Consider the following 11153-nt stretch of genomic DNA (forward strand, 5'->3'; position numbering starts at 1 on the left):
GCACTCCGTACGGAGTGCGACGCTGGGGAAATAAGGTGCTCGGCGGGTGGGCTATCATTTCAATCCACGCACTCCGTACGGAGTGCGACCTCGCAACTACGAGAGCAATGACTAGAGCAACGACATTTCAATCCACGCACTCCGTACGGAGTGCGACGACGTGTATGCCCATCTGAGGCGTTCCATCGTACAATTTCAATCCACGCACTCCGTACGGAGTGCGACTCCGGTCACGGCGTTTGAGCCCGAAATCGTCGACACATTTCAATCCACGCACTCCGTACGGAGTGCGACTGATCTTCATATCATACACTGGCTTCTCCATTTTTATTTCAATCCACGCACTCCGTACGGAGTGCGACGCTGGTGCTGGTTTCGGGATTTGTGGCTACGTACATTTCAATCCACGCACTCCGTACGGAGTGCGACCCGGACATTGGCTGTTTACGCATATGTGGCCCGTATTTCAATCCACGCACTCCGTACGGAGTGCGACAACCGGGGTCAAGGAACCTCGAATGGGTGTAATTATTTCAATCCACGCACTCCGTACGGAGTGCGACAATTCTCATTGTGGTTTATGATTTTCTTATAAATATTTCAATCCACGCACTCCGTACGGAGTGCGACGCGATTGCGTCTGATCTGGATGACACGCGCACGAAGCCATTTCAATCCACGCACTCCGTACGGAGTGCGACGCTATATCTCACCGTAGCATGCTCCACCATGAGTATTTCAATCCACGCACTCCGTACGGAGTGCGACTTGCCGATCCGTCTGTCTTGTTCTTCCCAATGATCATTTCAATCCACGCACTCCGTACGGAGTGCGACCTTACGGTGCTGGACAAGTTATCTTTTTCGATGATATTTCAATCCACGCACTCCGTACGGAGTGCGACTCAAAGGGCATTAGCCCGAAAAAATATTACTGATAATTTCAATCCACGCACTCCGTACGGAGTGCGACACTCCTTATTACGGGGGTGACTGGTAACCGTGGCATTTCAATCCACGCACTCCGTACGGAGTGCGACCACAGCATATCCGCCGAGTTCCCGGATGGTGCATTATTTCAATCCACGCACTCCGTACGGAGTGCGACGGCGGAATTGTAGGGAACTCATGCCAAGGAAGCATGAATTCAATACTATTTCGCGTATTCTACTTCTCACTAAACATGAATCCAGACTTGACAAATGTTAAAACAACGATTTTTCTTTCAATTACGACAAAATTTGAGGTGCGAAGGAACCGGGGTTTTCATGGGAGCTTGGCATTCGCACCAGACCAATACAGGTTTAAAAAGTAAGTTTATCTTCTTCAGAATCCAATAATTATCCTGCTCTTATTGAGCTGAATACTCTTTTAAAGCATCGGTAAATTCTTTAAAGTCACCAAGATGCTTATCCAAAATCGCTTTCAAAATCTCCAACTGCACAGCCTGATAATCATGAACTGCTATGTTGCGGAAGCCGACCATTGCCTTCAAGTTACGGGTTAATTCTTCACCAATAATATTTTGCTTTAACAGCAGGTCAAATGCATCACGGCTAGTCTGTGGAATACCGATCTGAAGTTCGGCGACTGTATGCATAGCAAGATCAATGCTGGCTTCGCAGCACCTTTGCAGGTTCAGAATGATCGAGTCCTGTTTGGTGAAGTTGAGCAAATTCCGCCCATCTCCTGCATATTCCTCGTCAATTCGCCGCAAGCATCTGCGGATAACCTCTGTTTTATTGAGCCAGATGTCTCGGTTCACGTCTGTCCCTCCCGCATCCGCTTTTCTATGATCTCGCTCCGCTCCTCATTTAGCATTGCGTATTCTTTTAAGGATCGCATGAAGAGCTGTTGCCTTTTATCAGGCTCTCCATCATGAAGCAGTACGCCACTACCAATAATCTGTGCCTGCAGGACCGGACTCGCCTGCTCAAAATCGATCAAGTCCACCTCACGCCCAACCGCATCGGCAAGTGTGGAGGCAATTCGGAACCGCTCGTAAGCAGTTGGTCTGGTTTGACGCGCAATATAGGCCAAGTCCAGATCGCTATCCTCCCGATTCATTCCTTTAGCAAACGATCCGAACATAACAATTGACCCCGGATCTACGCACTCTCTCAGAATTTTCACAATTGCTTCCTGCTTGATTGAGCCTAATGCTTGATCCAAGGACTCCTTGTTGCTGGATTCGCTGAGCATTCTCATGATGGAGACCTCCTTTTCGTAAAATTAATGGATAATAGATGATCGGGTCGGCATCGAACGGTGTTCCGAATAATGAGCAACTCGGTACAATTCCCTTGGGTTTGTTTTTCAACCGCACACCCCATACGGAGTTCGACGAATGATTTGCTATACCCATTTTATCACAGTTCGATGTCAATTCACGCACTCCATGCGGAGTGCGACGCAATAGCCTGGCCTCCCTCGCGGAATCGACGGGATTTCAATCCACGCACTCCATACGGAGTGCGACCATCGCGCTCAGGCCGGTATTAGACAAGCTCGATATTTCAATCCACGCACTCCATACGGAGTGCGACTCAAATTAACTCTCTTGGCGGATACACCAAAGTGGCATTTCAATCCACGCACTCCATACGGAGTGCGACACACCGTCTTGTATTCTCTCAGGACCTTCTGCCATTTCAATCCACGCACTCCATACGGAGTGCGACCTTCCGTATACGTTTTTGCTGAAGCACCAGGAGTATTTCAATCCACGCACTCCATGCGGAGTGCGACCTGACCCATTCTACAAAAGCAAGCGCTGGGAGCGATTTCAATCCACGCACTCCATGCGGAGTGCGACATGATCTTTGGGATCACGCTCAGCTCATACTCGCCATTTCAATCCACGCACTCCATGCGGAGTGCGACTCATACTCTCGCGCACGGACTCCGTATCCTTAACATTTCAATCCACGCACTCCATGCGGAGTGCGACCACTGGTGCAGAGTGGACGTTCACCAACTTCAAGGGATTTCAATCCACGCACTCCATGCGGAGTGCGACTTCGGAGCGGTGCTATTACCTTCACATCAGTATATTTCAATCCACGCACTCCATGCGGAGTGCGACCTTCTTCGGCCAGCTCGCAGGGATCGGGAGAACATTTCAATCCACGCACTCCATGCGGAGTGCGACCATAAGCCAGGTCAAGCCATTGGATCACGGGGCTATTTCAATCCACGCACTCCATGCGGAGTGCGACAGCAAAAGGAGTGACGACCGCTTCCCGTGTTTCGATTTCAATCCACGCACTCATACGGAGTGCGACCTTGCTACGAAGCGTTTCACCTTGATTCCCAGAGCATTTCAATCCACGCACTCATACGGAGTGCGACCACGGCTCGTTATGACGGCCAACCGGTCTTTGGCATTTCAATCCACGCACTCATACGGAGTGCGACACCCTGAAGGATGGCTTGAAATCTCTATTCAAGTTATTTCAATCCACGCACTCATACGGAGTGCGACTTTATTCTGTAATAACGGTATGATTTAGTATTCATTTCAATCCACGCACTCCATACGGAGTGCGACGCGTGCTCTGGTCAACGCTCCATCCACCGCACTCCATTTCAATCCACGCACTCCATACGGAGTGCGACATGACCAACGGATTAAGTCGCTATACCTCGTGTCTATTTCAATCCACGCACTCCATACGGAGTGCGACCTAAACTTCTTGTGCTTCTCTCGAACGTCCGAGCTATTTCAATCCACGCACTCCATACGGAGTGCGACAAACGCCAGAGGAGGCGTTAATGGCAGCTTTCTCATTTCAATCCACGCACTCCATACGGAGTGCGACCTTTTGTTAGGCGCAGAATATGCGGACGATTACGTATTTCAATCCACGCACTCCATACGGAGTGCGACCAGATAAGATATAGGGATTCACGAGCAGCGCCTCTTATTTCAATCCACGCACTCCATACGGAGTGCGACGATTCTTCCGCTCATCACAAAGGAGGTAACGGTATATTTCAATCCACGCACTCCATACGGAGTGCGACTCGCAAATTCGAATCCATCAGATTCAGCCAGTTCGAGATTTCAATCCACGCACTCCATACGGAGTGCGACTACATTGGTAGTCGCGACATTAGATCGTTTGGACATTTCAATCCACGCACTCCATACGGAGTGCGACGATGAGCGCAGAACATAGGACTTGCTGAATTCATCATTTCAATCCACGCACTCCATACGGAGTGCGACCATTCCATTGCTTCCAGCCAGCGTCATAGCGGATATTTCAATCCACGCACTCCATACGGAGTGCGACTCCGACTCCTGCAGTTCAGCAATCTGGTTACTCAATTTCAATCCACGCACTCCATACGGAGTGCGACAAGCGCATGCCCCACATCTGCTACTGTTCCAGGCGTATTTCAATCCACGCACTCCATACGGAGTGCGACAAGCTTGTATGCTTCTTGACTTCGGTCCAACGTTTATTTCAATCCACGCACTCCATACGGAGTGCGACTCCCGGTGACTACTGTCCCGGCCGCTGTTGGGCTATTTCAATCCACGCACTCCATACGGAGTGCGACGGCAAAACCCAGCCCATCTCATGCTAGATCAGCATGAATTCAGCGGAATTCCGCTTACTGCTATTCACTCCAGGCATGAATCGAAACTTGACAAATGCCTTTATAACGATAATTCTTCCAGTTTCGACAAGATCTGAGGTGCGAAGGAACCGGGGTTTTCATGGGAGCTTGGCATTCGCACCCGATCACCTTTTGCTCTAATGAACAGTTTTTCCCTTATTCCCTAGCATTGACCACCCAGCACCCTTTGTCAAGCCTCTCCAAGCCAACAAAAAAAGCCCTGCTCTCAGGGCTCTCCGCTCGTTCCATTATTTCGTCATCACATAAATATCGAATGCTCCATAAGACTGAAGGCTAAGAGGAATCGACAGAGCCTTCATGCCGGAACCGGCCTGTGCCCCTTCCATAAAGGAAGGCGGGGTGATGTCCACGGCAATGCCTTCATTGTAGAGCAACGTGCTTGCGTTACCGCTAATCATATTGGCCAACTCGGAGATAGCGCTGCGGCTGATCTCATCAAACTCGGTTAACGAATACCCGCCCATCATGGCTGAAGCAATCTTCAATGCCACCGGCTCGGGAAACCCGAAGACAACTTCTCCGGTCATACCGCCGACGATCCCAATCTTCAACCAAACGTAGCTTTCCTCGATCTCGATCTGCTTGATTTTCAATTCGCCCAAGGTCGGCTTCACTTGAATCAAAGACTCGATGACGGTGCAAGAGGATGTCAGGAACGGGTTAATGTACGCTGCTTGCATATTTTCGCCTCACTCACTCGACTGGAATCATGCGAAAACCAAGCGATAAGCGGTGATGCTCCAACCACTCATGTTCGGCAACCCGGCTGCCCTGGGATGGTCCTTTAGGCCCGCGGCTTTGCGTCCCCGCCTTTCGACAGGTTTGCCTTTTCGCATCGTGATGTTAGGACCGCAGTCCTGCTGTTAGACTAAGTATAAAGGCAGCCTAGTCAATTATCAATAGGAAACTGGCCCTTCCGGAGGATTTCGAAACAAGAATTTGTTGGAAAATCATCCCGCTGCATAAGAAAAAGCAAGCGGAAAATCTTCCGCCTGCTCTCATTTGATGAGATTATTCCTCGTATTCTGCCGCGCCTGCTTCCTTTAGAACCTGGAGCAACTCGTCGTGAATGCGCCCGTTCGTAGCCGCTACATTCCGCACGCCCAGGTGGTACGGAGTTCCCACGGTATCCGTAATCTGACCGCCGGCCTCTTGCACCAGAAGAGAGCCTGCCGCAAGATCCCACGCATTCAGGTTGATCTCCCAGAACCCGCTCATACGGCCCGCCGCTACATAGGCAAGGTGCAGAGCCGCCGATCCGCCGTTGCGAATGTTGCGAACCTTCGGAAGAACCGCCTGCAAGCCTTTCATATTCAAGGGAAGGGCCTTCACCGGATCAATCGGGAAACCGGTGGCTAGCAAGCTTTCGGATAGCGTCGCTTCCGTCGAGGTGTGCATCGGTTTGCCGCGCAGGTACGCCCCTTTGCCCTTTTCCGCGACGAACAGCTCATCCCGGGACGGATCGTAGACAACCCCGACAATGACTTCGCCCTTGAAGGCCAGCGCAATCGAGACCGAGAAGAACGGGAAGCCGTGAACGAAGTTCGTCGTGCCGTCGATCGGATCGACGATCCACAAGTAATCCGCTCCTTTTACACTCTCCAGAGCTTCCGCCGATGCAAGCGGGCCCGGCTCTACTCCTTCTTCCCCCAGGAAAGAATGCTCGGGAAAATGGGTCATGATGAGATTCTTGATAAGCTTCTCCGACCCTTTATCGATTTCCGTCACCAGATCGCCTGGGGACGCCTTTTGGTTCAGTGAGGTATAGGCCCCCAGCTTGCTCTTGATCCATTCGCCAGCCTTGGCGGCCGTGTTGATCGCAACCGCCGTAAAACTCTTTCCGCTTGCGGAATAATGGACATTGATTGGCTCAGCCAAAGTTATCACTCATTTCGGTTGATCTCTTCTTTAACAAGAATCGTTCTACTCCTAAGTATAGTAGAGAAGCCGAGGAAAAACCACCGGAGCTTCCCCCAAAAATCATCGTAGGTTGTGACAAATGCGACATGGAGAGCGGCAAAAAAAGCGAAATTAAACTATTTTTACGGATACCGCAACATTGTAAGCACTAGATAGTCTATAGAATGGGAGGGGTTCCTATCATATCCAATTATTATAAGGAGGTCCTTATGCTCTGGAACAAAGCAATCTTTACGGCATTGTTGGCTGTCTCATTCGTTCTTCCCCCAACCGGATCGGCAGACCTTGTGAAAGAGAGTCCTGATTATCCGAAAACTGCACTCCAAGCTGTTACAACGACTTTTGACTCCGTTCAAAACGCCGATATTAATGGTTTTGTTGAAAACATCGTAGATGAGGTTTTCACGGACCCTGTCATTCAGAAGCAAGAGTATATTCGCCAATTTTCCGAAACTCCTTTAAATGATTACAAGCTGCTCTCCTTAAAACAGGTTAGTGAAGAGGTTTACATCGCAGAAATGGAGTTGCATTATGAATCAGTTGGGGATATACCCGCCATTCCTTATCAGGTAGTAAAGAAGGGAGACCGATGGAAGGTTTTAATTGAGCCTATTGAAATTAACTTAATTCAAGGTAGTCCAGACTACGGGGAAATATCGAAAATGGATTTGGTAGAGAATGCCGGACTTTCCCGAACAAGTACCATTTCCCCTCAAGCCTCAGTAGATACTTATTCTTTTCAGTTGGCCGCAGGAAAAAGTGTCTATGGGCAGGACTCATTTTATGTTACAAACCCATCTACTGTCACACTCTCAGGTTACCAAGATGCGATCTAGCCCCCTCCCTCTAATACTGATGAATTAAATGGTCCCATTAGGGGCCATTCTTTTTTAAGCCGCTAGCCGTTTACCTCCACAGAAGCCCCATCCGTCGTTCGAAAGCCGTCCATCCCTTCGAGGTCCTTCATCAGCCGAAACAGGGCGGAATCCTTTTGCTTGGCCTCGATCATGATATCCAGCGCTGGAGTCTGGGATGCGATGCTGCGCAGGAAGGAGACAAGCGGCGCAGGCTCAACAAAATCGGCGTGGGCCCGAATGTCCTTCTCGTTTTTTGGGCTCGATACATGGATTTTAGGCGGAAGCCCCGTTCCGTTCCATGTCGCTTGGATACGCGGCCACAGCTCGGCCGCAGCCTCCCCGTCTCCAGGGTTGACCTGATGGTGATGAAGGTCCAGCACCATGGGAACCCCGATCTCTTCGGCAAAACGGAGCGTTTCGAGCGCCGTGTAGGTTTTGTCGTCGTTCTCCAGCGTGAGCCGATTTCGGATCGAATCCGGCAGCTCTACAAAGCGGCTGCGGAAGCGCTCCAGCGCGGTCTCCTTGTTGCCATAGGTTCCGCCAATGTGGATGTTGCATTTGGATTCGGCGCCTAAGCCCATGGCCTCCAGCATCCGCACCTGATGGGCCAGATCCAGGAGAGACACGCGCAGCACTTCTTCGCGCGGGGTCGTTAACACCGTGAAATGATCGGGATGAAAGCTCGTTCGCATCCCGTTGCGAAGGGCGTATTCCCCCAGCTCGCGAAAGCTCTCCGAGAGCCGAGGGAACGGGTCCCACCCTTCCGTGATCGGATGCGTGGCGAGCGGGACGAGCTTCGACGAGAAGCGGAAGACGTGGATGTCATACGCGCGATTATGGCGGAGCAGCCTCAGGGTGTTATGCAGGTTCTCCATCGCAAGGCGCTCCAGCTTGCGCAGGGCTGCCTCGCGGTCCGCCAGCTTCTCGAATTGAGTGGCGGTCATCGTCTTGGAGGGGGAAGCATTGGCCACGTTGACGGACATCGCCACATAACCGAAACGGACGTGCATCGGGATCAACTCCTGGCAGCAAGATAACCTCTTGCTGCCAGTGTTCCCCAATGGCACGTCCGCCATGTTAGTTCGATTCGTGGTCTCGGAAAAACATCTCGTACGCGAGCGCGGTCTCCACGGCCGATTCCTCCGGGGTCAATGGCCGAACAAGGTCCATTTCGACGAGGGTGATCTCCCGGTCCTGAAAGTCGATCTCCGCGATCGAGGCTTTGATCTGCACAATCGCCACCGCCCGATTCTCGGGATCGAAGGCGATGACCTTCATACCAGTGGGATAGATGCGAAAGCCGCTCTTCCTCATCTTCGTCTTGCCGTATTCGAATAAGTCCTCCAGCTCGCGGGCTGATTTAAACTTGCAGATCGAGTTGAACTCCGTCGAAAACCCCATTCGTCTTACCTCCCGGCTTCGAAAGTAAATTGCAGCTTTTGCTTCTCGGTGTGGCGCTCAATGGCCAACGCCAGAAGATCGTCCAGAAGCTCGGTGTAGGGTTTGCCGGTTTCCTTCCAGAGAAGCGGATACATGCTGAACGGAGTAAACCCGGGCATCGTATTGATCTCGTTGATCAGCACCTGCTGATCCTTGCGGGTGAGGAAGAAATCGACGCGGGAGAGGCCGCTGCCGTCAACCGCGCAGAACGCGCGAACCGCCAGCTCGCGAATGCTGTCCGCCAGCTCTTCGTCCAGATCCGCCGGAATGACCATCGTTGACTTGCCGTCCAGGTACTTGGCCTGGTAGTCGTAGAAAGCGGCTCCGCCGGCTACGATCTCACCGGGAACGGACGCCTTCGGATCGTCGTTGCCCAGCACCGCGACCTCAATCTCCCGGGCATCGACGAACTCCTCGACAATGACCTTGCGGTCATATTTGAACGCCGTCTTGATCGCTTCCACCAGCTCATCCCGATTGGACGCCTTCGAGATGCCGACGCTCGAACCCAGGTTAGCCGGTTTGACGAAGCAGGGATAACCAAGGGCGATTTCGATTTCCATGAGGAAGAACACTTGATCCTTTTCCCATTGGGCTCGGGTAAAGTGCCGGTACTGGCATTGAGGCAGTCCCTCCCCGGCGAACAGCTTCTTCATGAACACTTTGTCCATCCCGGCTGCCGACGCGAAGACTCCGGCTCCCACGTAAGGAATGTCCGCCATTTCAAGAAGGCCCTGAATCGTCCCGTCTTCCCCGAACGTCCCGTGCAGAAGCGGGAAGATCACGTCCAGGCCGCGGCCTCCGTCCTCATCGCGGAAGATCGGAGCGAGGGGCATTGCATCGGCCTGCGGAGGCGTAACAAGAGCTGCGCTCGCGGTCGTTCCGGTATCATCGCCTGCCTTGATGCTGTCTGCAATCCCAGGCCTCTGCTCGAATTTGAGCTCAGCTACGGAAGCAGCGGGTCCTGTGAGGGCAGCTCCCCTCTTCCAGGAGCCGCTCTTATCAATATAAAACGGATGGATCTCATATTTATTGTGGTCAAATGCCTTGATTACGGCAAGGGCCGTCTGCAGGGATACGTCGTGCTCCCCCGAGCGGCCGCCGTAGACCAGCCCAACCCGAACTTTCTTCGTCATGGAAACCTCCTGCACCATATGGAATCAGAACAAATCCGTAATATGAAAAAAAAGATACCGGGCATTCTCAGTCCAGGCATAGGAATCCCGATAATCCCAATAGCGGTGCTTGCTGCTCACCGTATGGGCATTCACCAGAGGCATCCCCGCCTCATCCCGGGCTGTAACCACCGTGCTGTGTCCGTAGCGACCGTCGCCCTTCCAGGAGTAGCTGATGACGTCGCCCGGCTCAAGCTCCTGCGGGGTATCCACTCGCACGGCGCGAAGGCCGCTCGAACGGGAGGCGGACAGGTAGCGGCGCAGGCTGTCCGCGACAGCCCAGCTATAGCTCCAATTCTCCTGATTCCCCTTCATTCCGCCATACCACCAGCCGGAATCTCTTCTATTAGTATAGTTCATCGGCGCTCCGCCTGCAAAGATGCACTGGGAGACATAATTCGAGCAGTCGACCTCAAACTCCAAAAAGGCTGGATTCCCTTTTTCCCAATAGCGGTCGGCATACTCCCTTGCCTTTTCCCGATCATAAGCGGCTGCCTTACGTGAAAGAGAGAACTCGGAGTTCGGCCAATGGACAAGCCCAGTTCCTCGATTATCTTTTTCGATGACGACTTCTGGCTGTGCCGGAATACCCCCGAGCCTAATGAGACTGCCCCAAGCAGGACCCCTCTCTCCTCCCGTACTCACGGGCGGGTGGGCGTCTCCTTGATCCGGCTCGATGGCAGCAATGCGCCACCCCCCGCGATAGGGAACCAGATAGAGACGTTCGTTCTCGATTCGTTCCTCCACATGCTTTACACCTTGGAGGGAATAAGTAAACCGATGGTGCAGACGAAGGGTCGTCTTGAGTCCGCTTCCAAGCGGTTCCGCGCGAAAATCCCGCAGGCGAATCTCCCGAGTAAGGGGAAGGAGCCTGCGTTCCTCATGCTGTTCCTTTAGACGGACAATCCGTTCCTTTTGCAGTTTGCGGTACCGTTCGTCATCCAGCCCGATTCCGAGCGCCGCCCCGTCATAGTTCGCCTCCATCCGGTTCCGATCATCCGCGTAGCTCCAGAGGAGCGCTTTCCAGTCCACCGTGCATCCCCCCATCCGTTACTACTATATGAAAAATAAGCTCGCCCCATGTTGGATCATCCGGGCTGATCCTGGTGACA

General features: G+C 52.4%; 9 protein-coding genes, 3 CRISPR repeat arrays and 1 riboswitch. Of the genes, 1 reads left to right on the top strand and 8 read right to left on the bottom strand.

What is annotated here, in order from left to right; all coding sequences use genetic code 11:
* Positions 1-56 precede the first annotated feature (56 nt).
* Positions 57-1108: direct repeats of the CRISPR family, unit length 33 nt.
* A 242-nt stretch (positions 1109-1350) separates the two neighbouring features.
* The 4 genes from hepT to AAFN83_RS13595 form a co-directional block, all read right to left on the bottom strand.
* Positions 1351-1764 carry a type VII toxin-antitoxin system HepT family RNase toxin gene (gene hepT, locus AAFN83_RS13580; protein WP_347770228.1) on the bottom strand — a complete coding sequence of 138 codons (414 nt, stop codon included), beginning with the start codon at positions 1762-1764 and terminating at the stop codon, positions 1351-1353.
* Positions 1761-2207, bottom strand: coding sequence for a type VII toxin-antitoxin system MntA family adenylyltransferase antitoxin (gene mntA / locus AAFN83_RS13585; RefSeq protein WP_347770230.1), 447 nt, complete (start codon positions 2205-2207; stop codon positions 1761-1763). Before mntA ends, hepT begins: the two co-directional genes overlap by 4 nt.
* A 171-nt stretch (positions 2208-2378) precedes the next feature.
* Positions 2379-3218: a CRISPR direct-repeat array (repeat unit 33 nt; unit sequence ATTTCAATCCACGCACTCCATACGGAGTGCGAC).
* A 298-nt stretch (positions 3219-3516) separates the two neighbouring features.
* Positions 3517-4568: a CRISPR direct-repeat array (repeat unit 33 nt; unit sequence ATTTCAATCCACGCACTCCATACGGAGTGCGAC).
* 308 nt (positions 4569-4876) lie between these two features.
* The gene (locus tag AAFN83_RS13590; protein ID WP_347770232.1) at positions 4877-5329 is read right to left on the bottom strand and encodes a chemotaxis protein CheX; all 453 of its coding nucleotides are present in this window, start codon (positions 5327-5329) and stop codon (positions 4877-4879) included.
* Between the two features lie 73 nt (positions 5330-5402).
* Positions 5403-5486, bottom strand: a riboswitch (cyclic di-GMP riboswitch).
* Between the two features lie 174 nt (positions 5487-5660).
* The gene (locus tag AAFN83_RS13595; RefSeq protein WP_481810510.1) at positions 5661-6536 is read right to left on the bottom strand and encodes an inositol monophosphatase family protein; all 876 of its coding nucleotides are present in this window, start codon (positions 6534-6536) and stop codon (positions 5661-5663) included.
* Between the two features lie 242 nt (positions 6537-6778).
* Between AAFN83_RS13595 and AAFN83_RS13600 the strand changes: the two genes are divergently transcribed.
* Positions 6779-7405 carry a hypothetical protein gene (locus AAFN83_RS13600; protein WP_347770236.1) on the top strand — a complete coding sequence of 209 codons (627 nt, stop codon included), beginning with the start codon at positions 6779-6781 and terminating at the stop codon, positions 7403-7405.
* 62 nt (positions 7406-7467) lie between these two features.
* On the opposite strand, the gene uvsE is transcribed toward AAFN83_RS13600, so the two are convergent.
* The 4 genes from uvsE to AAFN83_RS13620 form a co-directional block, all read right to left on the bottom strand.
* On the bottom strand, positions 7468-8436 hold the full coding sequence (gene uvsE, locus AAFN83_RS13605) for a UV DNA damage repair endonuclease UvsE (RefSeq protein WP_347770238.1): 969 nt from the start codon (positions 8434-8436) through the stop codon (positions 7468-7470).
* A gap of 67 nt (positions 8437-8503) precedes the next feature.
* Positions 8504-8827 (bottom strand): hypothetical protein, encoded by a 324-nt coding sequence (locus AAFN83_RS13610; RefSeq protein WP_347770240.1) that lies wholly within the window; start codon positions 8825-8827, stop codon positions 8504-8506.
* Between the two features lie 5 nt (positions 8828-8832).
* Positions 8833-10002 (bottom strand): D-alanine--D-alanine ligase, encoded by a 1170-nt coding sequence (locus AAFN83_RS13615; RefSeq protein ID WP_347770242.1) that lies wholly within the window; start codon positions 10000-10002, stop codon positions 8833-8835.
* A gap of 24 nt (positions 10003-10026) precedes the next feature.
* On the bottom strand, positions 10027-11073 hold the full coding sequence (locus AAFN83_RS13620; RefSeq protein WP_347770244.1) for an amidase domain-containing protein: 1047 nt from the start codon (positions 11071-11073) through the stop codon (positions 10027-10029).
* Between the last annotated feature and the right edge of the window lie 80 nt (positions 11074-11153).

Source organism: Gorillibacterium sp. CAU 1737 (genome assembly GCF_039888655.1).
GTDB lineage: Bacteria > Bacillota > Bacilli > Paenibacillales > NBRC-103111 > Gorillibacterium.